Here is a 24,652-nt window from a genome sequence, read left to right on the forward strand (position 1 = left end):
CATTCCGAACCCGGAAGCTAAGGCCACCTGCGCCGATGGTACTGCACTCGACAGGGTGTGGGAGAGTAGGACACCGCCGGAACATCCTTCGCGAAGGCCCCGACCAATCTGGTCGGGGCCTTCTGCGTATCCAGGGCAACTCAACCAAATCGATACCTGCCCAACACGATTCAGCACCGAATAGTCTCTATGCGCTTCTATTGGCCGAATCCAATCACGCTACAAGCTCTCAAAGCCGCGGGCTGGACTCCAAGTCGCCGAGTAGACATCACCGAGTGGATCGACCGCCTGAAAGCCGAAGGCTTCCACGTCTCCCGCCTCGCGGCATCAACCCTCGAATCCTTCGGCAAACTCGCCATTCGCCCCCCTGACCTCGCCGGCGCCCTGTGGCCTCCTGACCCCCTCTTCTTCGACCCCATCGACGTAGCCACCGGCATGTACGACCGCTACGCCGACTTCGAATCAGCCCTCGGCCACCGCATGACCCCCCTGGCCGCCAACGCCACCGGCACAACCTTCCTCCTGATGCTCGACAACGGCAACGTCGTCTCCGACGGCATCCTGGCCCTCCACCTCCTGGGCCCCACCTTCCCCCAGGCCCTCGACCTAATCCTCCGCCGCCACCGCACCCCCGACCAGATCCTCACCTACCACCGCGGCCGCCCGATCCCAGCAGCCCGGCAAACCCGAGCATGCTAGGTCTCGGCACAACCTCAAATCAGATGACAACCACTTATGCCAACGTCCCGGATCTCACTGTGCCGCCAGGTAATCCGACATCAGAGACCCTCCAGAGGAGTCAGCGTGACGGCCGAGGGACAGGTGTGCGGATTGATCGGTGTCGATCAGTCGTGGTGACGGGTGCGGTCCACCCGTCACCAACGTCGAGCTCGGTCTCCCAGCGCGAGGTCCTCTGTGCCTGACACCGCAATCCGGCAGATTTATGCGGGGTCCTCGAAGAGGCTGTCGACGGTGCTGGCCGCTATGGATTTATCCAGCCAGCCGAGGATACGTTCGGGTTCTGTGCAGGATGTGACGCGCTCACGGGCCGCGGCGGTGATGGTGATTCCGTTTCGCTCCAGTGTGTGAATGACGGCCACGGCAAGCCCCTCAGCACGTCCTTCAGCGAGTCCTTCGGCATGTCCCTCAGGACGGGCCTGCGCGCGCAGGCGCTGGGAGGCCTCGGAGCGGAAAAAGGAGAGGTCCACGGTCATCACTGGGCGAATTGTGTTCGCGCCCCTGGTTTTTGGGGCATCCCGCCCCCATACGCTTCGATAACGCCTGCCTGACTGGACCCGATGACCAGTTTGTCCTTCCGTTTGGATGGAAGTCGGGGATGGCGTATCGATGCGAGGAGATATATGAAGGCCAGATCAGTGCTGTTCGCCGCGTTCGCCACAGCCCTCGTGGCCGCCGCGAGCGGATGCTCCGGCAGCTCGTCGACCCAGGCGGGAACAGCGAGCACGACAGTCGCCGCATCCCAGGGGACGACCGTACCGGCGCAGGGTAACCAGTCGGCTCTGCCTCCGGCCCAGGCTCCGGGCGGCCAGGGCGGCAATCCGTCTGCGGGCGATGCCAATTCGCCGCAGCCCGCGCCTGCCACCAGTGCCGCGACCGACACGCCGCAGCCCACGATCGCGCCGGTGACCACGAATCCGGCGCCCAACGGCAGCGGCCACGGACTGTGCTTCGACCTCAATTCCGGGCTCGCGAACTCGGCGATCAAGAGTCTCGCCCCGACCACGAACGGCGGATGGGGCAACCCGTCGGCGAGCAATGACCCGATCTCGGCGGGCTGCGATGGCGTGCTGTCGTGGATGACGGTGGAATCGGGCAATATTCACCCGTACACCCATGTCCTGTTCTTCACCAACGGCACCTACCTGGGTACCGCGACATCCAGCCCCTACGGCTACACCGAGGTCATCGGAAAGACCGCGAATACCGTCTCGGTGCAGTACAAGTGGGCGAAATCCAGTGACGCCCTGTGCTGCCCGAGCGGCGGCCCCAGCGTGGTGACCTTCACACTCTCGGGTGGCAAGGTGGTGGCGAAGGGGCAGTTCCCGCCGAGCAATTGAGTGCCAGGCCGATGCTCAGGGCAGGCGGACCGCGTCCGGAGCATCGGCGAGTTGGACCAGTAGCGGCGTGCCGTGCCGGGATGTCGGTGCTGATGCGGCTCCGTGGATATCCGTCTGACGGCCGGGTCGCCGTCTCTTATGTGGGCTCCCCTGCGATCCAAACCGCCGGGGCCCGCAACCCGGGTAGCCGCACGGCCACAACGGGGTTCGCCAGCCGAGCCCAATCCACCAGCGCGACCAACGCCAACAGTGGCGGCGGATCCGGCAAGAAATAGCCACAGCCACAACCATTTTCGTGATGCCTGGGTCCGCGCCCGGGGAATCACTGCGCCAGCGCCGGATTCCGGCGGGTTGCGCCACTACCCCCGATGGGCGATGAGGTGGAAACCGGCCCTCAACGACTTCGCCATCACCTTCGAAGGCCGGATCACCCCGACCGGGAACTAACCCACACCGAGATCGGGTCCACCGTTGATCCGAAACTCCCAGCGGCGGTGGTGGTCAGGTAGACGGAGCCAATTGCTGAGCTCCGGTCCTCTCAGAACTGGGCGTGTGTCGTTTCGACGTACATCGGCGGGGGTGAGATGCTGCCGACAATTCAGGCACCACCGTGAAGTGGGAATGGTCTGCAGTAGATGGATCGGGATCTCTGCATGACAGCGGCGGCAGCGGCCGTAACGGCCTGTGGTGATGAGCGTGAGGGTTTCATCGATGTCGGCCAACGCTTGTCGTGCTGCCGCGTACAGCTTGACAGTGACCTCATGTCTAGCCGTATCAGCCGCGTTGGTGGGTGCGGTGGCGCGGTCGATTTCGGCTTCGAGTTCGGCCAGCTGCTGCAGGCGGAAGCGGCGTTGCTGGTTCAGTGTGTTTCGCAGCGCGGGGAGGTGGTCGGTAAGGCGGTCGCCGGGGGCGGTGTGTGCGTGGGCCATCTGGTCTCCAGGGGTTGGTGCTTGCGATGCGGTGGAGTAGAAGGCATGGCCGCCCTGCCGGTCCGCCTCTTGTCCGATTTCTCCACTCGTGTCCCTAGTGCACGGCTGCGGCCGCGGCGGCAGGTGTGGTCGCGATGGTCGCGGTGCGGATTCCGGGCACTGTGCGGGTGAGGGCGATGGCGATGCGCCGTTCGGATTCGTCGGCGAACCGGCCGGAGATGGTGGCGTCGGCTTCGCGGACGGTGACAGGCCAACGCCGTGCGCCGATGTACTGATCGAGGAGGCTTTGTGCATCGGCCGTGAGTGCGTCATCGGGGGTGAGCATGATTCGCAACACGTCGCTGCGGCTGAACATGCCGATCACGCGGCCGTCGGCATCGACGACGGGCAGACTGCGCAGTCCGTGCGTTACCAGTCTGCTGATGACCTCGGCCAGTGCCGCGTTGTCGGGGACCGAGACCGCTGGTGTGGTCATCACCGCACTGGCCGTGTCGTCGAGTTCGCCGGCCCGCAAGAGGTCACCGCTGGTGATCACCCCGATGAGGCGATCGTCCTGGTCGAGAACGGGCAACGCGGCGTAGCCCAGTTCGGCGAGCATCAGCGCAGCCTCGCGTGCCGTGTTGTCGTGCCGCACCGCGGTGATCGGTCGTTGCATGACCTCGAATACCCGAATGTTCTTCATTCCGTTCAACTCCGTTCAACTAGTTTCCGGCTCGGCACGACAGGGCAGATCCTTCGCTGGACTGTTCTCGTGTTCTCCGGAGGCTGGGTCGGTCAGCGCGTAGGGGACCGCGTGTAGCAGCGTCACTGCCATGGTCGTGCCGCTGGGGGCCCGGTAGGTACGGCGTTCGCCCGGTCGCGCTCCGGAGATGGCGCGGCCTAATGGCGATTGCATGGAGTAGACCTCCATCTCGCTGTCTTCGGCCTCGCGTACTGCGAGCAGGAACGTCTCGACCGCTCCGGTGTCGTCGTAGCGAACGGTCAAGACCATGCCGGGCTCGGCGATTCCGTCGTCGGGTGGGTTCTGGCCGATGAGGGCGTTGCCGAGCAGGTGGTGGATCCGGCGGATGCGTGCCTGGCGTGCGGAATGCAGAGCCTGGTTGCGTGCGTAGTCGCCACTGTCCCCATCGGGCATTTCGATGTGGCGTTGCGCGAGCAGTTCCTGCAATTCGGTCTGAAGCTGATCATGGGCTCGAGATGTCATCCAGACGCCTGCGGTGTTGGGCATGTGTTTGTGTCCCTTCCTTTCTGGCTGGGTTGCAGATTGTCGTCAGGGGCGGGGCCAAGACGGCGGTGCCGCCCCTGACAACGCGCAGGCCCTGATGTCGGGCCGAGTCTGAGTCGGTGGGACCCGCGTCGATCGCGGCTGCTGTGCCGAATCGGATTGGATTCGTGCCGCGCGTCAGCTCTGCCGCTGGCTGTGTCTTCAGCGGCACGGGGGGTCTTCAGCGGCACTGGGGCTATGGTCGGTTGTCGGGCCGATCGATGCTCACCGTTTCGCTGCTGCTACCTGCGGCTTTCTTGTCAACTCCAGGGTGGCATGGTTGTCGGGGCGATCAGTTGCGCTGACCCGACAATCGAGGGGTCGAGATTTGTGGCGATGGCACAGCACGGTCAGTCGTCGTCGGTGACGGCGAGTTCGATCATCATGGCGAGTCGTTTGCGGGGGTCGTCCAAGCCGAGGTTGGTCACCTCTGCCATCTTGCGCAGCCGGTTACGGACGGTGTTCTCGTGCACGCCCAGCTGCGCGCCCGCCCGTGCGGGGTCGCCTTGGGCCTGTAACCAGGCGCGCAGCGTTGCCACGTACTCGGTGGAGTTGATGCGGTCGTGGTATCGCAACTGCGACACCGGCCCCCGTGCGGGGGTGCGTCCAGAAAGCCCAGCGGTGCGCAACCGTTGCAGCAGGATTTCGTCCCACGACTCGTCGTAGGCGGGGGGCGCAGCACCTGATGAGTGGGTCTCGTGCAGCGCCAGGCATTCGTCGGCCTCTTGGCGCGCCAACGCCAATTCTGTGACCCGGGCAACACCGCTGATGCCGGCCAGCACCGTCATCTGCGCTGGCAGTGCCGCCTGTAGCTCGCTTATCCAATGGCGTGCCGTCGCCGCCTGATCGGCGGGCAGCACGGTGTAGATGGTGTCGCCGACCAACGCGCTGCGGCTCGAACGGGACCAGCCGAATCCGGTTGTTGCTCGCTCGAAGGCCTGCAGCAGCGCGGCGTGCTGCTCGTCGGCGATCCGTGCACGCAGCGCGATCGCCCGCAAATTCTCCGGCGCCAACCCCAGCCTGCTGGCCACTGTCGCCGCGTCCGCGGCGCCCTCCAGCAAACTGATCACGAGTTCGGATTCCACCTGACGTTCCAGATCCGCGCTGGCCCGCGACCGCAACAGATGCAAGGCCACCGTATGCGCGCCGTCGGCCAAGGCGATCCGTCGAGCCCCGTGCAACGGTGCCGGGCATGACACCCATACCGAGCCCAGCAGTTGCCGGCCCACGCGCACGGCCACGACCATCCGCCCCGTCAAACCACGCTCTGCCTGCGCAGGAACGAACAACGGTTCATCCGAGACCGCCAAATGTGCGAAGACACCGTGTGCATCGAACAGGGCCCGTAACCACTGCGGCATTTCCCGGCTCAGGATCGTCTCGACCCGTGCGGGGTCGAGGTGCTGCTGCAGCTTCGAATACGCCAGCACCCGAGACCGGCGGTCCTCGATCGTCACCGCACCCCCGACCGCGTCGGCCAGACTGTCGGCCAAGGCGAACAAATCGGTTGGGCCGCGACCGGCCTCGGTCTCGCGGCCTTCCAGCACCAACCCGTACACCACCGCGGCAACCGCACTCCAGGCCACCGCAGGATCGACCACCATCACCGCCACCCCCTCGATCTCCGGCTCGTCCGCAGTTTGCGCACCCCCACGGATGAGCGCGACAACAGCCCGCGCCGATATCGCCCAGTCCACTACCTCCGACACCGAGCGTGCCCCGATCCCGAGCAGCACATCACCGACTTCCGCGGGGTCCTGATCGGCCCCGCGGATCACCACACTGCGCAATTGGGTGGACCGGGGAACCGAACACAACCGCAAACGGATCCCATAGCCACCCAGTACGTTCGCCAACCGGTCCAATGTCACCACGAGCCGCTCCTGTGTCGAACCGAAGGTGCAAGTGCAATCAGGCGGCCGACAGATGTTCGCGGACAAGGAAGTCGGGCCATTTCGTGGAGCGGTCCATCGGGATGGACACCAGCGCGACCCGGCGACCCGCGTCGCATCGACGAGGTGAGATTTCCAGTGCCGCGCCCCGTGCGACATAGCCTCTACCTGTAGACGCCGTCAATGCGTATGGCGCGGCTGCGTTTCCGCGGTGAACCTGTATCGCGTCGTAGCCTGTCACCCTCTGGGGATCAGCCCAGTCGTGCGACGGCATCGGCGAGTACGGCGGCTTCGCTGATGTCGGTGTTCTTGGTGCCGGTGAGCAGCGTGAGTTTGTTCTGGTCTGCCAGTTCGCGCAGGTGGGCGAGCGCATCAGCGCGCTCGGGTTCGGTGAGTTCGTCGCGGTAACGGCGGGCGAATTCATCGAAAAGTTCCGGGTCGTGGCCGTACCATCTGCGCAGTTCGGTGGACGGAGCGATCTGTTTGCACCATTCGTCGAGGTGGGCTCTGGTTTTGCTGACACCGCGGGGCCAGAGCCGGTCCACGAGGACGCGGGTGCCGTCATGCGGGGTCGGGTCGTCATAGATTCTGCGGATTTGCACGGTGCGTCGAGTCGTCATCATCGATCCCCGGTTTTATTGCTGCTCGTTTTGGCGGGTTTGGTGTTTGTCGTGCGGTGAACACGTCGGTGGAGGAGGTGTGGAAGCTGATGATTCCTTCGGCTTCGAGGGCGCGGCCGAGGTCGTCCAGGTCGACTCCGGCGGCGACCCGCTCACGCATGGATGCTGACGGCTGCCTGGCCCTTGCCACATATCGAACGGTACGCGCCCGACCGACCGAACTTTGCGATTTGCGTTGGGCGCACACATCATGGTGCAGGCGGTCATCAACCTGACGTGTTCGATATTGCTCCCGCCTCGGTGAGGTATCAGGGCTTCGTCGACACAAGTTTCGCACCGGAGCATTTGTGCGGTGACACTCCGGGCCACGGCCCCCGCAAACTGTCTGGACTGGCGCGTTCGCTGCGACGCGTGTACCGGGGGCCCGCTCCTGCTCCGACAGAAACCCGAGTCGGACTCACATCAATTCGCACGACAACTCGACGACTGATCGAGCGCAAGCATTGCTGTCGTGTCGAGCATGGTGGCGTCGGCACTCGATGTCGTCGATTTATGGTGCGGCGGCCGCCGGTAACGTGGGGATCGGGCGGGGTTTGCGAAAGGGGAGCAGATGGGTACCGTCCGGGCCGCGTCGTGTTTGATGGAAGTGTCTGATCTGGATCGTTCGGTGCGCTTCTACTGCGACGTCTTCGAATGCAGTGTCGCGATTCACGAGTCCGATGCCGCGATGCTTTTAACCCCCGAGGGCTTCCAGTTGTACCTACGGGTGAGCGGAACGTCTGTGAGGCGCGGAATCGGTGACCTGGGCATCACACAGATCATCTGGTCCGCCGACAGTAAAGCAGAACTGGACCGAATCGAGCACCGCCTGCACGCGTGCTATCCCGCCACGTACACCAACACTGCGAACGGGATCAGTTTCGTCGACGGCGTCGACCCCGACGGTTCCCGAGTGCTGATCACCTACCCGAGCCCCGAACAGCTTCCACGCGAGGTTATCGACCATCGGTTCCGATGAATGGTTGATCTCGTTGGTCGGCGCTATCCGAGTCTGCGGCGTAGGTCGGTCGGGGTAGTCGCGGTAGGCGGCGGCGACGTGCAGGGCGGCTTCGGGCACGGTGTTGACCACGTTCGGCGGGTCGGAGGCCAGGTGCCCCGGGAAGGCTTGGGAACATTAAGCCCAGGGCAGGTGTCCGCGTAGTTGCCGTCTCATTCATCTCGCACAACGAGTGGGGTGACCATTCGTCGGACATCTACCGCAACAGTATCGACCGCGCGAACTCGGCTGCGTGTGAACTGAACTGGCGTCCGAATGTGGTGTGGTCCCACCGTAAGAGATTCATCCGCTCGAACACGTCGCTCAGGTGCCCGACCGCGGACGTGATGGCCACCCTTTCGAGCGGGGTGCCGTCGGCGAGCCGCCAGCCGGTGGCGGTCAGGAGGTCGGCGACCATGCGGTCGACACCGTCGGTCACACCGGCAGCGATTGCCATGAGATACAGCAGGGCTGGCTCGTCCCCGTACTTGCCGATCTGTGCACCGGTCTTGGTTGCCAGGTGCCACCACAACGCGATCGGGTCATCGCGAAGTGCACGGCCTTTCGTTGTGGCCGACAGCTTGCCGCGATACTTGCGCACCAGGCCCATCTGTTGCGCCGACGCTCGCAGCTGTGCCACGGGTGGAGTCAGGTCTTCGCGATTGCCCTTCCCGATCCAGTCCTCGTCCATGCTCAGCTCGCGGAAGATGGACGACACGACCGCCGGTGGAAGATATCCGGCTCCAGTCAGGGCGATGCCGCTGGTTCCGAGATGCTCGATGAGGCAGCGATAGGGGTATACCGCGGCGGAAGCGATTTCCTCGTCGATGTGCATCGGGATGCCGAGCTGTACACGATCGGTCAGCTGTCGCAATTGATTTCGAGCCGGCGGCGGTGCTGTCCGCTGGAGCATGACTACGTCGCGCATCAGCTCAGGCAGATCGGCGTCGGTGCTATCGATCGGCCCGGGCTCCCGGTCGGCGGGAATCTCCAATTCGATGGCGGTGAGGCGCTCGTTGATCGTGTCGAGGTCGAAGGGGACCGGCGAGTAGTAGTTCTGATCGACGTCCTCGCCGTACAAACTCCGGAACTCGGCCACCGCCCGACGATGCTCAGGATGTGCGGAATCAGTTGCCGCAATGATCAATTCGTATCCTCCGACACCGCCGCAGTCCTCCGGCGGACCTGGCCGTCGGCCGTCCGTGCACACTGCGCGCGCCGCGCCGGGCTCGCGCGGCGACACGGCCTCCAACTCGATGACGTGCTGCCAGTCATCGCCGAAGTCGTAGAGGTAGTACAAGATGTCGCCGACATCGACCAGCACCTCATCCACGCGGACTTGCTCTTCCGGGATCCCCGGCTCACCCTCGTCGGCTTGGAACGGGCACAGGTAGTACTCCGTGCGTCGGTCGTAATACGCTGGCCCGCTGCCGAACTGATGCAAGTGACTGTCGGTCCAGCCGAACGCGGCCTGAATGGCCGCATGCAGTTCGTCGAGAAACAGTCCGGACGAGAGCTCGAGCCGCCGCCACACGGGCGGTTCGGTATCCACCAGATCGATGCGAACGCGATAGGTCATCGCCTGCTCCCGCCGCGGTCGGCGTCGAGAGGGCACCGGCACCTCTTCCGGCTCGCGGGGGCCGTCCATCAACTGCCCGATCAGCGCTTTCAGGTCATCGGGATGCAGCTGCGCCAGCATTTGCTCGATGACGGGATCCATATCGCGCTGAGGCATAGCGAGCACGCTACTCGGCCCTGGGCGTCGCCCGCCCGCCCGTGGATGCGTACGGGGCCGCCGCCCGGTTTGCTGGCTAAATGCCATGCCTGGCAATCGGCGCATCGATCGAACTACGGATCGTGAGATCCTCGAAGGCCGAAGGCCCGAGCTGACGGGTGGCCTTGGTGACGAGCGCCGGCTGGTTACTGTGGCCCCACGCGGACGGTGTGGGGTTGCCAGATCCCATTGCAACCAATTCAGCTTCCTCTCAGCGGAATATAGCCAGTTTGGGGTGATCGAGCGGCGAGAACTGCCCCGCGGCAACGCTTTCGATCCGCGCGTCGATCTCCTCGAGGCGGCGCCGCAACTCCGCCAGGCGCACTGGCGGATCGGTCTCGGCTCCGAAAGCCTTCTGCCGCAACAGCTCGAACACCGTGTTCAGTCGTGACTCGGTCGCGACGAACGACCGCTCGGCCAGCCCCTTCACCCACGCCAGCGCCTTCTCCACTGCGGGCGTGGTATCGAAATGCGCCTCATCCGAACCCGGCGGATAGAACTTGCGTAACCACCCCGCCTCCGGCGCGGCCCAATCGTTCAGATACGCCGTCGCGGTCTTGGGAAACGTGCCCGCCCCCAGGGTTTCGCATGGCAATGGCCACATTATCGTGCGGTGCCGACAGGGGATGGTTCCGCTTCGCTAGAGTCGAACATCGGATGCGAGGTCGGGGGCGGGGGAAGCCATGGGAATCGGTGTGCGGCGAGGTGAGCGCTGATGGCCCCACCTGACGGTGCGACGCTGGCCGTCGACCCCAACGTGTATTACCAGGCGGCCAAGAGCCTCGTCACCCTCGCGGGCGATATCGGCACCGCCGTCACCCGCGATCTGGTGCCGGGCCTGGCGGCCAGTTCGGGGATGGCTGGTAACTATTCGGCGGTGACCGGCTGGAACACCGCCTATCGCAAGCACGTCGGCGATGTGAGGACCGCGATCATGACCTGTGCGGCCGCGCTGGCGCACTTCAGCGACATTCTCAATATCGCCGGATACAACTGGGATGCCGCTGAGTACAACGCGAATCCGAGTCCGAATAAGGGGACACCGCCGCAGCAGCCAACGCTGGGGACGGTGAAACCGGTGGGGGCCGATGTCTTCCCCGAAACCCCGGACCCCAGCGGCGACAATGGCGCCGGGCTGGTGATCGCGCCCGACTGGCAGAGCCCGACGCCGTGGACGGGAGCGCCGAACGGGCGTGTCGACGCGCTCTCCGCGGCGTCTGCCGCGTGGGATGCCTTCGCCTTCAGCGGCGAGTTGCTGACGTCACCGATGACACTGTTGGACGTGCGGAATTCCTTCATCGGTGTGCAGGCGCCCGAAGTGCAGGATATCGAGGCCGCATTGGATGCGCTGAAGACAGGGGTGGAGCAAATCGGCAATGTCGCAGCCACTCTCGCCATCCAGACCGGGTACCACCGGGACCGTCTCATCGACGCGCGCCAGAAGCTGTCCGACGCCGCGCCGGGAGCGTTCCCGACCCATCCGGGTGTCAAGGTGACACCGACGACGAGTAATACCTCGCTCCGGGTTTCGGTGGCTGCGACGCTCAGCGTGATCGACGTGCTCAACGCCGCGAACACCTTCAACGTGACGGCACGCAACACCCCACTGTTCACCGACTTCGCCAAAACCAACTATGCCGTCGATGGTTTCGTCGCCTCGGATGCGCTGAGTGTCCTTCCGCAGATTCAAGCGCTGTCGAAGTTACCATTGCTGGCCGAATCTGGAAACCAGGGCGACAATACTGCGTTCATCGGAGAATGGGACAACATTGCCGCCTGGTATTCCCCGACGGCAAAGTTGACCGCGGTGAATCTCGGCGCGTTGGATGCCTATGGACCCCAAATGAAGTCATGGGCCGAGCTGGCGGTGAAGTACGGGAACGAGGCGGGAGTCGATCCGCGCCTGGTGCTCGCCATGGCGCTGCAGGAGGGAGCTCCGCTCCGTTCCGGGCTGGGAAGCCACTTTTACGATGACCTCCAGGGTGGGCCATCGACCTATAAGCCCAAGTCCGAGAATGGCATTGATGCCGGGAACATATGGGACTCCGCGCGAGTCAAAGCCTCCGAGCTGGGCATCGACAAGAACGGTGTCGGGAACTCCATCGGTCTCACGAATATGAAGGTGACGCCGTTCAACGAGGTCAAGGCAAAGTACCCGGAGCAGTTCAAGGGAAAGGAATGGTCGGATTTGGTGGGAAACGATGACCTGGGTATGAAGGCGGCTGCCTTGAATCTGAAAATGCTCAACGAGGACGCGGCCACCCAAGCGACGCCGGAAGTGCGCGCGAGCCAGCCCAAGGACCAGTTCCTTGGGTCCGGCTACAACGCCGGTGGTACCTGGGAACGTTCGCTGGAGGTCGCCACGGGAGCAGGTGCGTTCCTGGAGGACGACCAGCATCATGAGGTAGAGCACGGAAAGAGCACCATCAACGTCGTCGCGCTCGCGGACACCATCCTCTGCGGAAGCGGGGCGTATCGGTGAGGGGCCTGGTGCGCGGCGACAGACGATGGGTTCGATGGGGGCTCGGTGCCTTCGTGCTCCTGATCGGTGTGGTGCTGCTGGCATGTGGCTATCAGCGTTTCGAATCCTGGCGCAGCCTTCCGGTCGAAGCGACGCGAATAGCTGAAGCGACTACTGTCGCCGGGTTTTCGCGCACCGCGATAACGAGCTATACGGACGACGATCGGTCCTTCGCACATGTCTATTTCATCGGCCCCGCGCCGAAGCCGGATCCTGTGGCGGTCGCGTCGGTGCCGACGATCCAGCTGAACGGTTCGATCCCGCCTTCCAGCCCGCCGGGCGTCGATACCAAGGTGGGCGTGGTTGCGAAGGGTCAGCGTTCGGATGGATGCATGGCATCCGTCTCATATCCCGCGAATCTGGATCTGGACGCGAGGAGATCACAGTTCCATCTGTCCGCCGATCAACTCGCCGCCGTGTTCAAAGGTGAACAGGTGGTCATCGACGTAAGCATCGGAAACTGTGGCAAGTGAGGTATGCGGCGGCGAACCTCATCCGCGACCGAGCATCGCACTGTTCGTTTTCGCCGCGCTGCTGTAGTGGGTGTGCGCATCTCGGGCGGCCCGCTTCATCTCCTCGATTCCGTCGGAGACCTCGGCCGCGCCGGTCAGCCACTGCTGGAAGGCATCGGACTGGGCGTCTGCCGCGGGTCCAGTCCAGCTTTGCTGGACCGAGGCGATCCGCTGCTGTAGCCCCGACAGGCTATCGGCGAGAAAGCTGGTGAAAGACGATATCTGATCCTGAATGCCTTCCAGTTCAGACAGATTCACCTGAAAGGCTTGCGAGTCATTCATCATTCTCTCCCCAGCGGGATCGGTTCGGCAGCGGTTCAGAGTGAGCAGAAGTCGCCGGAGTTGCCTTGATCCATGTCCGTGTACATGGTGGCCGAGACGCCCAGCAGTTCGGCCATGGATTTCAGGGCCTCCAGCACGTCGTGCGCTCCGGCATGGACTTCTTCCCAGCCGTGGCGGTACTGGTCCGCGGAGTTGCCCTTCCATGTGGTCAACAGGCTCGTCACTTCGGCATCGAGCGATTTGACTCCGCGGATCAACTCTTCGGCTGTCAGTTGCACGAACCGGCCGGCATCGGTCACGTCGGCGGGTACAACGTGGAAGCCCTCCCCGGGCGTAGCCGAGCTCGATGTCATGAACCCCCCTTGGTTTCAACCCGCACAACGAATCCGCGTTAGCCTACACGTAATCGATTGGTGCGCTGAGGGTCTGGTATCGGCAGCATCGCGCTTGTCGCGAACTCGGCTGGACCGCTAGGTTCTTCATCGGCGCGTTCCGACGAGATCGCGGGTTCGTGCGTCGACGAAGGGGTTGCCGATGAGTGCCGAACTCGAACAGCTGGCCGAAGACAACGCGCGTCTCCACAGCGCGATCGTAGAGGTTCGCGGTCGGGCCGAAACCCCCGGCGGCACAGTGGCTGTCGAAACCGACGTGAACGGAACGATCACCGACCTCCGTATCGAGCGGTCGGCGATGTCGGTCGAGCCGGCCCGGTTGGCTCAGGCCATCGCGCAATGCCACCAAGCCGCTCGGGAACGCGCGCAGGCAGAGGCCACCAGGGTCTTCGCGGAGTTGCGGGATCAGCCCGAGGCGTCGAGAGGGAAGGTCTCATCGGACCCACGGTCCGAGGCCACGGAGTGGGAGGAATCGACTCCGCTCCGCATAACCCATTCGTTGTGACGTCACCTCGACCACGAGGCCGCCACATCGCCGCCACGCTATGGACACCAAAGTTTGTCGAGCGTTTCAAAGAATCGATCGAAGTCCTGGTCCAATTCACACCGATCGGCCGGTGAAAGCCATCCGAGTGGATCCGAGAATGCCAGGTGACCGAGATCTGGGCCGGTCCATCCTTTGAACCGTCGGCAAACTACACACCACGTATAAGTGATGCGCGTTGTCCGATGCGCCGGTTGCAGGGATGGATCTCTCATACCAAGAGATGATGGAGAAAAGGGTCTGAGGATGCCTTATTGATATTGACATGGAACGGATCTGTTGCGGTTCTGGTTGTTTCGGGGGTGGCAACCGCGGTTGGACACGCGCAGGCGTAGCGGGTGTCCGGGGTGTCGGAGGGGTATTCGTAATGGGCGCAACAGGTTCGTCGCTGGTGGCTTGGAGGCGTAGCGATCGGGCCGCCGGTCGGGTGAGAACGCGAAGCTGCCGGCGTCGCAGGCCGAGGCTCTGACGGATGCGTTGATCGTGGTTACCCCGGAGCAGCTCGAGGTCGGTGGGCTGTAGTGGACGTTGCGCAGGGCTGCCGAGCTTGCCCGGCGGTTGTTCGAGGCGTTGTTCGCCGAGCGGGACATGGGGAAAGGGCTGCGCCGCATGAGTTCCAGCGCCTTGACAGCCGTGCGCTCGAAGCGAACCTCGAGGCGATGGCCGAGTGGGTGGGTGCAGCGCACCTTTCCGGAACTGGCCACGCGCGCGAAAGCCGAGGGCGCGGTGATCCTGTTCGGTGACCAGGTCGGTGTCCGCGACGACGGGCTTTCGGGCGAATCTGCGCCGGCGTGGCCCGACCCGGTCGTGACCCGTGCAGGATCTGACTTCTGGTGGTTGATTCGCAGCCTCAATGCACGTGGGTGTGACGAAGGCACACGGGCCCGGCGAAGCCGTTCGCACGGATCGGGGTGTCGACCGGCTGGGCGAGCGCCCTGACGACTGTGGCCGTCGAGCGGGCCGAGAAGCGGAGTGTACGTTGACGATTGAAAGCGGCGCCAAGGCGTGTGTCGCAAAGACCCTGATTCTCAAGAGGTTTCGGCTCGGCACGGCTATCGTGTCGTACCGTAGAAGAACAGCGGCACTGTGGCTGCGGGGTGTGGGGAGAATGGGGGATGTGTGACGCGTGAGGCTGAACGGCGGGCGCGGATCCTGCGGTACTGGCGGGCGGTCGAATACTTCAGCCCGCAGCGGGTGGACCCGGTTGACCCGGCCAAGGGGTTGCGGAAAGCCGAACGTGGGCGGGCGCTGCCTTGGGAGCCCGGGGCGCGGGCTCATGAGCGGTTGGAGAAGAAGAATGTCTGGCGGCATACCGTCTATGCCGGGGTCTTTGAGCTGGGCAAGGTTCGTGAAGTGCTGGGGGCGGTGCTGCGAGCGCCGGACGAGGAACTCGATTTGGATTCGCGCGCAGGCGGACACAGTGCGTTGCTGAGCTTCACCGTGAATGCTGACGGGCTCTTGATTCGTGATTCGGTCACGGTGTCGTCGTGTGGGTGGGCGATCGGGCGGACCGTCGATCCGGGGCCGAACGATGACCAGTGGCTGACTGGGTTCGAGGCGACGCAGCGGGAGATTCTCGGCGTGGCCTTCGGGATCGGGGACGGGCGGGTGCCGATCATCAGCGGTGGGGCCGCGTCGTCGGTGTTGGGGCCGGTCGCCGGGATGCTGTCGCGGGTGGCTGTGGAGTCCATCGCGGGCGGTATCGCCACGGTGATCGGCGGCAGCGGAGTGCCGCTGGTGGGCGCGGTGGCCGCGCAGGTGGTGACCCGCGTCGGGGAGGAGATTGCCGGGCGGGTCGGTGACGTCGTATCCGATGCGGTCGGAGGCGGCGATGACGCCGAGTCGGAAGTTGATCAGCCGCCGCTGCTCGGTGCCAAGGCGCTGACTCTGGAGGATCTGGCCGCCCTCACCCGCTGGGTGGCCGAGCGGTTGGGTGTCGCGGAAGCATTGCAGCCCAACGTTATTCGCATCAAGAGTCGGCAGGTCCACGCGAACCACGCCGACGATGCCGGGGCGGACGAATTTCTCAACAGTTTCTACGTCGAAGACTTGGAGCGGGTCACCACCGCGGTCTCGGAAGGAGATGTCGGCGCGGCGTTGAGCGACTACCTGCGGGACGACGCGAGCATTGATGTTCGCGGCCGCGTCGATGTCCGCACCGCGCCCAGGGAAGTGCTGCAAGGGCTCACGCCGGATGCGATGCCGCCGGGGCGGTGGCCTGCCAAGCCGGCGCATCCACTCACCCTGAGTCAGCAGTTCGCTGTCAATGAGATCTACCATGGTCTGCGGGATCCGCAAGCGCGCGGCATCTTCGCCGTCAATGGCCCGCCCGGCACCGGCAAGACCACGCTGCTGCGCGATCTCATCGCGGCGATCGTCGTCGAGCGCGCCATCCGATTGGCGCAACTCGAGGATCCGCGGCAAGCGTTCGAAACCACCGCGCGCACATGGCGAACTGCCGAAACCGGCGGCGTTTCCTACCCCCGTCGGCTGCATCCTTTGATCGGGGAACTGTGCGGTTACGAGATGGTGGTGGCCTCCTCGAACAACGGCGCGGTCGAGAACGTCACGATGGAGGTTCCGGCGACCAAAGCCATTGATGAGGAATCGTTTCCATACGCGGAGTACCTGTCATATCACGCGACCCGGCTGACCGGAGTGAGTTCCTGGGCGGCGATAGCGGCGCGATTGGGACGCCGTAGCTATCGCTCCGAGTTCGTGCAGCGGTTCTGGTGGACGAGTGGAGCCGGTTCGAACGAACCGGAATACGGCTTGTGTGACGTGCTGGAGGCGTTTCGCCAAATCCTCATGGCGGGGGAAGCAGTCGAGGGAGCCCTCACCTGGGACGAAGCCGTCGCCGAGTTCGAGGAGGCGATGGCCGAAGTGCAGCGGCTGGGAGCTGAACGCCAACGGATCGCCGACATCCTGGAGCGCAGTGCCGAGTCTGATCCACAACTCGCACAGTTGCGCGGCCGTGCGGCCGACGCCCAGGCGTACGTCGCCGAGCTCCGGCTTCACCGGGATGTAGTGGTTGCGCAGGTACGCCAGGCGGAGCAACAGCGCGACACCGCGGTTGCCGCGCTGGAGACCGCGTGCACCGAGCTGCGGGCCGCCGACGGAATGGTCGCCCACGCCGCCTTCCAGGTACAGCTCGCGGAAACTGCGCTGCGCGAACATGCTCGGCAACGACCCGGCTTCCTCAAACGGTTGCTGTCATGGGAAGCCAGAGAGAGCTGGGAGGTGGAATCGCTTCCTTACAAAGCCGCCGTGGATGCGGCCGATCAGCGGCTCGCGGAGACCGAGCGGTATCAGGCGCATCGACGCGCGACAATCGGCGAACGGCAGCGAGCCGTTGATGAGGTCGCGCACGCCGTCCGGGCGGCTCATGCCCGGCTCGAAGCGTGTGACCGTGAACTCGCCACCGCTACGTTGGCACTCACCAGCACAGATCGCAGCGTCCGTCACCGGGAGAATCAGCTGCGCCGTGAAGATCAGCTGCTCACCCAGGCGCGCGAGCGTTGGGCCGAGACGGTACCCGGACCGGAATGGGACGCGGCCGTGGACGATCGCGACGCCATGGCGACCCGCGAGAAGTCGTCGCCGTGGATGGATGAGGAATTCGCTACCGCGCGAACCAAAGTCTTTCTCGCGGCGCTGAACCTGCATCATGCGGTGTTCACCAATGAACCGAAACTGGTGCGGGACAATCTTTTCTGCGTCATGGACGTGGTCAGCGGCGATGCTCCAGCGGAGCTGCCTGCCGAGACGGTGCGTGCCGCTTGGCAGATGTTGTTCTTCGTGGTGCCGGTGATCTCGACGACCTTCGCCTCGGTTTCACGGATGTTCACCACACTCGGACGTGAGGCGCTCGGCTGGTTGTTCATCGACGAAGCCGGTCAGGCGGCCCCGCATGAGGCGGTCGGCGCGCTGTGGCGAACCCAGCGCGCCGTCGTCGTCGGAGATCCTCGGCAACTGGAACCGGTCATCGTGCTGCCGTGGTCGGGGCAGCGACGCCTGTGCTGGCAGTTCCAGGTGGACGCACAGTGGACACCGCAAGGATCGTCGGTGCAGTCGATCGCTGATCGTCTGAACCGGTTCGGGACCTGGCTGCCGGATCCGGAGAACCGCGGTCAACTGTGGGTCGGGGCTCCCCTGCGAGTGCACCGGCGCTGCGATCGGCTCATGTTCGCGGTCAGCAATGAGATCGCGTACGACAATCTGATGGTTTACGGCGCCTCCGGCGGAGGTGAGGACGATCTACTGGCCAGAAACACCTGGCTCGACATTCCCGCATCGCCTTCGGGTGAGAAGTGGAATCCGGCCGACGGCCGGTACGTTCTCGCCACATTGAACCTGGTGCGCAGCCGAATTCGGGACCGAATGGAAAAAGAGCTTTCCGAACTCGATGACGAGCTTCCCGACTGGGCCGAATCCGAGGCGACCAAAGCCGCTGAACTCAAGCGCCGGGTTTCGGCAGCGGTCTTCATCGTGAGCCCGTTCCGTGATGTCGTGCATGGTCTGCAACGGGTAATAGGCAGCCGCTTGCCCCGCAAACCGAAGCGTGTCGGCACCATTCACACCACCCAGGGCAAGGAAGCGGAGATCGTGATCCTGGTCCTGGGCACGGCGAAAGATCAACATGGATCCCGTGACTGGGCAGCACACACCCCGAACCTGTTGAACGTCGCGGTAACTCGTGCGGTCAGACGGTTGGTGGTTATCGGCGACATCCGAGACTGGGCCGAACACAGGAACTTCCAGGTTCTCGCCAGATATGGTCGCCGCGATCGAGACGGACTACTGACAATCGTCGATACCGAGGATTGGTCGGTGCACGGTGCGGACGGTGTCAACTGGGGGCTCTACTGGTCGTAGGCAGGCGGCGCAGCACTTTCCCCATGCCCTGCTCGGTGAGCGACACCCCGAACGCCCGTTGCGCCTGCACGCACGTCAGCCCGTCGGCCAACGCCCCTATCATCCGCATCCGCAACGACTCTTGCGGCCCCGGGGAGAGCGAGATATGAGGAACCGTTCCGGCTCAAGGTATCCCGATCGTCAATGACTGCAGGCCGTTTTCGACGCGGCCTTCGCTCAGGAAGCTCCAATCAGACGAAGCTGAGCCCGGCCGACAATGTCGGCGGGAATCGGTTCCCACCCGAGGTGTTCATCACCCGAAGTCTCCCTTTACTGACATGTCAGAGCCCACCGATGGCTCAGTGAACGTGTATACCGTCGATCTGGGTCGCTAGCTCGACCACGCGAGCGTCCTGCGCACCGAATCGCACCGACATCTGCTGATGCAACCGCTTGAGCCGGTTCAACGCTCCCTTCGGATTGCCAAGGCGCAGTTGGCATATCGCGAGACGCTGCAGGCAGTACATCGCTTGCTCGTCGTAAGGGCCGTTGGCCGCGGTGAGTTCGTCTGCGAGCGTTCGGTACAGCTCGGCGGCCGACGCGAACTCGCCAGCGTCGAAGTGACGGTCGGCGCCGCTGCGTCGATCGTCACCGAATACCTGCACCATAGGTGCGGTGCGCGGCTCAACGAAGGCGACCTCGATCGGCGGTGCGATCATCGTGCGTGCCGTCCGGTAGCTCGGCGGAGGCACCAGGGCCTGCGCATACAGGCGTGCCGGACTGGCAGGTTCGCGTACATCGTCGAGTTCGTCGAGCCCGCACACATGCCTCAGCAGTGTGCCGTGCACGGCGGTTGCGTCACACGGCCGCTGCCGTGGATCCTTGGCGAGCATGTCCGACACCAGCGTGCCGATTTCGGTTGGTACATCTGCCCGTAACTTCGATACCTCCGGCGGCACCATTTCGATCTGCTTGCGCCACAGTAGGAACGGAGTACTCCCGGTGATCGCCTGAGTACCCGTGAGGAGCTCATAGAGCACCAGACCCAGCGAATACAGATCGGTCTGCGCTACTACCGGATCACCGTTAATCTGTTCCGGCGCCATGTAGGCGGGGGTCCCGAGGGTCTTGCCAGTGGAAGTGAGCCGCGAGACATCGCTGTCCAGCAGTACAGCCAACCCGAAGTCGAGTACCTTCACAGTCCCGTCTGGACACAGCATCACATTGGACGGCTTGAGGTCACGGTGAAAGATCGATTGCTGATGCGCCGCCGCCAGCACCGCCGCTACTTGCGCGCCGATCGAAGCGACAACCCCGACAGGCAGCATGCTGCGATATCCGGCGGTCCGATCCAGCGGCACACCGTGCACGAAATCCATCACCAGATAAGGCCGTTCGGGCGGTCCCGGCTCGATCCCCGCGTCGTGAATCGCGGGCAGCCCCGGATGCACCAACCGAGCCATCAGCCTGGCCTCGCGAATGAACCGCTGGGTCCACTGCGGATCCGCAGCGAGATCCGGCCGGGTCAGTTTCACCGCAATCGGGCGCTCGAGGTGCCGATCGTATCCCGCGAACACCTGTCCCATACCGCCGGCGCCGATCTGGGTGGTCAGTTCATACCGACCACCGACGACCTGCGGTTGCAGCGCCACCATCACCCCTCCGTGCGTCTCATCGAAGGATCAAAATACCGGATGAGGGCAAGGTCGGCGCTATGCTCTACCCAAACCTGAAGCAGGTCAAACCATTCGGTCGATCTCGCGCGTCCGTTACCAGCGCAGATCGTTTGACATAGTTTTCGGCCGCTATCAAGGGTCCTCCGAGCGGCTGGCATGCCAGCCGACCACAGCAGCAAGATAGGTGACCGCTACATGGCCGACGGGGCGTGGACCCTTCCGAGACTGGTTCCGCGGCCTTGCGCGAGCGATCCATACCACTGCCGACCGGCGCCGACGGCTGCCGAAAGGTGCTGCTGCTCGGCACAACCGCCGCAGGCAAGACCACCGTCGTTCGCTGGCTGCTCGGCACCGCACACGGAATGGGTCGAGGCTTACACGCTGTCCGGCAACGGATCTGTCGCCCGCCGAGTCCACGCGCTCGACGTTCGGGTACTGGAACGGGGGACGCCGATGCCGGTAGCAGGACGAACATTGGAATCGAATACGCTATTGATGAGCGTGGCGCGCCCGATTCGATGCGGCGGCCGCCGAGCGAGGCGTCGTGTTCGAGTGAACGGCACCTGGTCGGTGTTCGGTGGCGTCACAACGAAGGAGAAGTGAGTGGTCGCGGCGCAGGAAACCAGTCTGCAGCGGATCCTCGAGGGGAGCTCGCAGTACCTTGTCCCGCTGTATCAGCGGCCGTACGGCTGGGGTGACGAACAGCTACAGGAGCTTTGGAGCGACGTAATCCAGCTCGCCGAAGATCGCACAGCGGAGCCGCAGGCGACCCACTTCATCGGATCTGTGGTGTTGGCGCCGACGCCGGCGGGTGTCGCAGGCGCGGTCACTCGCTTTCTCGTCGTCGACGGTCAACAGCGACTCACAACATTGACTCTGCTACTCGCGGCGATCCGCGACTACCTGCGGGCAGTCGACGGTTCCGCCAGCCGCGACACCGACCGCATCCACAATCAGCTGCTGACAAATCAATATCACGACGACCCGGATCGCCTGAAACTGCTTCCGACACAGGTAGACCGACCAGCCTACACGGCCGTCATCGACGGCAGCGCTACCGATGACGATGGCAATATCGGCAGTGCGTATCGCTTCTTCCGCAGTCGCCTTGACGAACTAACAGCGGCCGACGACATGCCCTTCGGGCTTTCGCAGGTCGTCCAAGCCGTGGTCTCGGGACTGTCGGTGGTGTCGATCAGTGCGCACCCCGGCGATAACGTCCACCGAATCTTCCAATCCCTCAATAACACTGGTCTGAAACTTACCCAGGGCGACCTCCTGCGCAACTACCTGTTCATGCGGCTGCCGCATCGCAGTGAAGAGGTCTACCGCACCCACTGGTTGCCGTTGCAGGCCTCGTTGGACAACGAACGCATCGAGACACTGTTCTGGCTCGATATGCTGCACAAGCGTCCCAGTGTCAAGCAGAGCCAGACCTTCGCCGCGCAGCAGACCAGACTCGAGAAGCTGACCTCGGAAGAACAAATCGTCGCCGAGATCGAACGGATCGCCCGGCTCGGCCGCCTGTATCGGCTGATGAGCGAGCCAGAAGCCGAGCCCGACCCCGAGGTTCGCGTGCGGCTTACCCGCCTCGCCGAGTGGGATTCCACCGCGCCTGCACCGTTGGTTCTGCACCTGCTGCTGCTACGGGACCGCGGTGAAGCCTCGAGCGAGCAGGTTGCGCGAGCTCTGCTTTACATCGAATCGTTGCTGGTGCGGCGATTCCTTGTCGGTCGCGTATCTCAGGGTTTGAATCGGCTGTTCGCGGAAGCAACACAGCAACTCGACACCGCGCTGCCGGTGGACACCGCGCTGCGTGTCCACTTCTCGGCTGGTCGCAAGCATTACGCGACCGATAAGCAACTGACCGAGGCGATCGTGACCGTGCCGCTCTACCTGAATGGACGCAACGCGCATCGCAAGATTCTGATGACCTGGATCGAGGAATTGTTTCTCTCCAGAGAAACAGTCCAACCGGAATCGTTGTCGATCGAACATGTAATGCCGCAAAGTCTTTCAGCGCAGTGGCGCGCTGAGCTGAGCGCCGAGTACGGAGAGGACGAGGTCGACGTTCTGCACGAGCGGTACCTCCACACCCTCGGCAACCTCACTCTGACCGGTTACAACGAATCGCTGAGTAACCACGAGTTCGCCCTCAAGCGTGAGACCCTGCGCGCCAGCAGTATCCGCATGAACCAAGACATCGCCGCGCATGAATCGTGGGGCCCGAGCCAGATCGAGAAGCGAGGCCTGGCATTGGCCGAGCGGATCATCGAATTCTGGCCGGGACCGGCCGACGAATCAGCCTTTCCCGACAACCCAACCTGGGCTGCCATGCACCAATTGCTTACGGTGTTGCCCGCCGGCCGTTGGACAACCTATGGCGACCTCGGCAACCTGCTCGGCACCGCAGCCCACCGCGTCGGCACCCGGCTGCGGTCCCACCCAGCGCCCAATGCTCACCGCGTTCTCGACGCACACGGCATGATTTCCTATGGGCCCGGCGACATCCCTGAGAACCCGCGCCAACTACTCGAAAGCGAAGGAATCAGTTTCTCTGTGACCGGCAGAGCCGCCTCAGCCCAACGTCTTTCCTCCGACGAGCTCGGACAACTGCAGATAGCCGCGCAGAACCTTGCCTCAGATCTGGTGCATTGACGGCGAAATAGACGGATGCGGTCACGATTGTTCCTGTACGCCGGGTGCCAGATCATCGTCGATGAACCGCTCGAGCGCTTCCGCGGCTTCCTGGGTTAGTGGGTCTTCGGTTCCGCGCAGGATCAGTAGATCCTCGGACAGCTCGCTCAACGTGGTGCGCGCCTCCGCGCGATGACCCATGAGCGCGAGCAACCGCCCGAGCGCCAGCCTCAACTCGAGCGCCATTTCACTGCAGTCGCTCTGTGTGACGCGCACGTCGTCCAGCACCGCGCGCATTCCGGACAAGGCTTCGGTGAGTTCGCCGAGCTCGATGCGGCAGTCCGCGGCGAACTTGCGACATTGGATCGTCAGCTCGTCGGCGAACCCCTTCACCCGGGCGGAGGCCGCGGCAAGAGCGTCGAATTCCGCTCTTGCCTTTCGGAATTCGCCACCAAGGAAGCGAGCGAGCGCGATATCGAACCGTAGTTCCAGTACCCGCGGGCTATCGGTGCCGAAGGCGTGGCCCGCCGGCTCGAGGATGCTGCTGAGGACATCAGCTGCCTGCAGCGAGCGGCCCGCGGCGAGCAAGTCTCGGTACTCGGCCAGCTGATGTTCCAGCCGTTGCTCGAGCACCGCATCGCTGATCGGGGTGGTGGCGGGCAGCGCGCTCCGGAACCGGGTAGTGGGCGTAGACTGCTCCAGACGCAGAGGTCCGTTGGGGCGTCGGAAGATTGCGGTCGGGTCGGGCACGCCGGACAGATGCCCAGCGCTCGGTCCGGCAGCCGACCCCGGTGGGGGCAGTAACGGAAGTAGTCGCTCGTAGACGTCCGCGGCGTCACCTGGTCGCTGTTCGGGCTCTTTGGCCAGCAGGTCCAAGACCAGCCTGTCCAATTCGGCAGGTACTTCGGCACGCAGTTCGCCGGGAGGAACGGGCGCGGTGGCGGCGTGGTGGTGCAGCACGATCGGCGCCGCGCCGTCGAACACCGGGTAGCCGCACAACATTTCGTAGAGGATGCAGCCCAGCGTATACAGGTCGGTGCGGGGTGTTGTCTTGGCGCCGATGGCCTGTTCCGGCGACATATATGCCACCGAACCGAGAATCGCGCCCGTGATCGTCAGCTTCGGGGCGCCGGCCGTGAGCAGAGCGGCGATGCCGAAGTCGATGATCTTTACGGTGCCGCTGGGCGTGACAAGGATATTGTCGGGTTTGAGATCGCGGTGGACAACCGGCAGCGCGTGCGCGTACGAGAGCGCGGTGGCGATTTGCGCGGTCACCGCGACTGCCCATTCGACCGGCAGCGGGGTGCCTGGGTCGAGATAGTGCCGCAACGTATTGGCGCCTTCGACGAGTTCCATCACGAGGTACACCTCGCTCAGGTCCGCGTCGAGGACCGCGTCGTACACCTGTGGCACGCCATGGTGTCGGATCTGTGCGGTGATCCGCGCTTCACGACGAAACCGTTCGGCGAACTCGGCTGCATCGGTCTTCGAGTGGATCTGGGCGAATCGAATCATCTTCACCGCGATCTCGCGGTCGAGCACGGTGTCGTACCCCCGCCAGACCGACCCCATCCCACCGAACCCGATCTCTTCGATCAGGTCGTACCGCTTACCGATGCGCCGAGCCGGCACCGTTTACCC

19 protein-coding genes and 1 pseudogene are annotated in these 24,652 nt (G+C 64.1%); 8 read left to right on the top strand and 12 right to left on the bottom strand.

The features are described 5' to 3' along the window. The first annotated feature begins 189 nt into the window (after positions 1-189). Complete coding sequence (locus tag ABZV44_RS37945; RefSeq protein ID WP_354847636.1) at positions 190-699, top strand: SUKH-3 domain-containing protein; 510 nt, start codon at positions 190-192, stop codon at positions 697-699. A gap of 242 nt (positions 700-941) precedes the next feature. On the opposite strand, the gene ABZV44_RS37950 is transcribed toward ABZV44_RS37945, so the two are convergent. Further along, positions 942-1,217 carry a hypothetical protein gene (locus ABZV44_RS37950; RefSeq protein WP_354847639.1) on the bottom strand — a complete coding sequence of 92 codons (276 nt, stop codon included), beginning with the start codon at positions 1,215-1,217 and terminating at the stop codon, positions 942-944. Between the two features lie 144 nt (positions 1,218-1,361). Here ABZV44_RS37950 and ABZV44_RS37955 point away from each other — a divergent pair, with 144 nt between their 5' ends. Continuing rightward, positions 1,362-2,078, top strand: a complete 717-nt coding sequence (locus tag ABZV44_RS37955) for an LppP/LprE family lipoprotein (protein WP_354847642.1) — start codon at positions 1,362-1,364, stop codon at positions 2,076-2,078. 443 nt (positions 2,079-2,521) lie between these two features. Here ABZV44_RS37955 and ABZV44_RS37960 read toward each other — a convergent pair whose 3' ends face one another. The 5 genes from ABZV44_RS37960 to ABZV44_RS37980 all read right to left on the bottom strand — a co-directional run bounded on the left by ABZV44_RS37960 (position 2,522) and on the right by ABZV44_RS37980 (position 6,783). After that, a complete protein-coding gene (locus ABZV44_RS37960; protein WP_354847645.1) occupies positions 2,522-3,007 on the bottom strand; it encodes a TraR/DksA C4-type zinc finger protein in 486 nt (161 codons plus the stop codon). Positions 3,008-3,101: 94 nt separating this feature from the next. Next, positions 3,102-3,689, bottom strand: a complete 588-nt coding sequence (locus ABZV44_RS37965; protein ID WP_354847648.1) for a CBS domain-containing protein — start codon at positions 3,687-3,689, stop codon at positions 3,102-3,104. A 15-nt stretch (positions 3,690-3,704) separates the two neighbouring features. Next, the gene (locus tag ABZV44_RS37970) at positions 3,705-4,235 is read right to left on the bottom strand and encodes a GreA/GreB family elongation factor (protein WP_354847650.1); all 531 of its coding nucleotides are present in this window, start codon (positions 4,233-4,235) and stop codon (positions 3,705-3,707) included. Between the two features lie 386 nt (positions 4,236-4,621). Further along, entirely contained in the window at positions 4,622-6,145 is a 1,524-nt protein-coding gene (locus ABZV44_RS37975) for a helix-turn-helix domain-containing protein (protein ID WP_354847653.1), read from the bottom strand. Positions 6,146-6,414: 269 nt separating this feature from the next. Next, on the bottom strand, positions 6,415-6,783 hold the full coding sequence (locus tag ABZV44_RS37980; RefSeq protein ID WP_354847656.1) for a DUF488 family protein: 369 nt from the start codon (positions 6,781-6,783) through the stop codon (positions 6,415-6,417). Between the two features lie 610 nt (positions 6,784-7,393). Here ABZV44_RS37980 and ABZV44_RS37985 point away from each other — a divergent pair. Then, positions 7,394-7,801 (top strand): hypothetical protein, encoded by a 408-nt coding sequence (locus tag ABZV44_RS37985; protein ID WP_354847659.1) that lies wholly within the window; start codon positions 7,394-7,396, stop codon positions 7,799-7,801. A gap of 235 nt (positions 7,802-8,036) precedes the next feature. Here ABZV44_RS37985 and ABZV44_RS37990 read toward each other — a convergent pair whose 3' ends face one another. Then, complete coding sequence (locus tag ABZV44_RS37990; RefSeq protein ID WP_354847662.1) at positions 8,037-9,539, bottom strand: plasmid pRiA4b ORF-3 family protein; 1,503 nt, start codon at positions 9,537-9,539, stop codon at positions 8,037-8,039. 292 nt (positions 9,540-9,831) lie between these two features. Beyond that, positions 9,832-10,158: pseudogene (locus ABZV44_RS37995) on the bottom strand (DUF3375 family protein); the annotation flags it as partial. A 150-nt stretch (positions 10,159-10,308) separates the two neighbouring features. On the opposite strand from ABZV44_RS37995, the gene ABZV44_RS38000 reads away from it, so the two are divergent. After that, the gene (locus ABZV44_RS38000; RefSeq protein WP_354847665.1) at positions 10,309-12,075 is read left to right on the top strand and encodes a hypothetical protein; all 1,767 of its coding nucleotides are present in this window, start codon (positions 10,309-10,311) and stop codon (positions 12,073-12,075) included. 53 nt (positions 12,076-12,128) lie between these two features. Then, a complete protein-coding gene (locus tag ABZV44_RS38005) occupies positions 12,129-12,587 on the top strand; it encodes a hypothetical protein (protein WP_354847667.1) in 459 nt (152 codons plus the stop codon). A gap of 18 nt (positions 12,588-12,605) precedes the next feature. Here the strand turns inward: ABZV44_RS38005 and ABZV44_RS38010 are convergent, their stop codons facing one another. After that, positions 12,606-12,908, bottom strand: a complete 303-nt coding sequence (locus tag ABZV44_RS38010) for a WXG100 family type VII secretion target (RefSeq protein ID WP_354847670.1) — start codon at positions 12,906-12,908, stop codon at positions 12,606-12,608. 35 nt (positions 12,909-12,943) lie between these two features. Further along, positions 12,944-13,261 carry a WXG100 family type VII secretion target gene (locus ABZV44_RS38015; RefSeq protein WP_354847673.1) on the bottom strand — a complete coding sequence of 106 codons (318 nt, stop codon included), beginning with the start codon at positions 13,259-13,261 and terminating at the stop codon, positions 12,944-12,946. Positions 13,262-13,442: 181 nt separating this feature from the next. Between ABZV44_RS38015 and ABZV44_RS38020 the strand changes: the two genes are divergently transcribed. Together ABZV44_RS38020 and ABZV44_RS38025 are read left to right on the top strand one after the other, a co-directional pair. Next, on the top strand, positions 13,443-13,805 hold the full coding sequence (locus ABZV44_RS38020) for a YbaB/EbfC family nucleoid-associated protein (protein ID WP_354847676.1): 363 nt from the start codon (positions 13,443-13,445) through the stop codon (positions 13,803-13,805). Between the two features lie 1,158 nt (positions 13,806-14,963). Beyond that, a complete protein-coding gene (locus tag ABZV44_RS38025; RefSeq protein WP_354847679.1) occupies positions 14,964-18,719 on the top strand; it encodes an AAA domain-containing protein in 3,756 nt (1,251 codons plus the stop codon). Between the two features lie 338 nt (positions 18,720-19,057). Here the strand turns inward: ABZV44_RS38025 and ABZV44_RS38030 are convergent, their stop codons facing one another. Next, positions 19,058-20,353, bottom strand: a complete 1,296-nt coding sequence (locus tag ABZV44_RS38030) for a serine/threonine-protein kinase (RefSeq protein WP_354847681.1) — start codon at positions 20,351-20,353, stop codon at positions 19,058-19,060. A gap of 624 nt (positions 20,354-20,977) precedes the next feature. On the opposite strand from ABZV44_RS38030, the gene ABZV44_RS38035 reads away from it, so the two are divergent. Beyond that, positions 20,978-23,032: a DUF262 domain-containing protein gene (locus ABZV44_RS38035; protein ID WP_354847684.1), complete on the top strand. Its 2,055-nt coding sequence runs from the start codon at positions 20,978-20,980 to the stop codon at positions 23,030-23,032. 21 nt (positions 23,033-23,053) lie between these two features. Here the strand turns inward: ABZV44_RS38035 and ABZV44_RS38040 are convergent, their stop codons facing one another. Further along, positions 23,054-24,643, bottom strand: a complete 1,590-nt coding sequence (locus ABZV44_RS38040; protein WP_354847687.1) for a serine/threonine-protein kinase — start codon at positions 24,641-24,643, stop codon at positions 23,054-23,056. Positions 24,644-24,652 lie beyond the last annotated feature (9 nt).

The sequence above is a fragment of the Nocardia sp. NPDC004860 genome, assembly GCF_040609015.1.
GTDB lineage: Bacteria > Actinomycetota > Actinomycetes > Mycobacteriales > Mycobacteriaceae > Nocardia.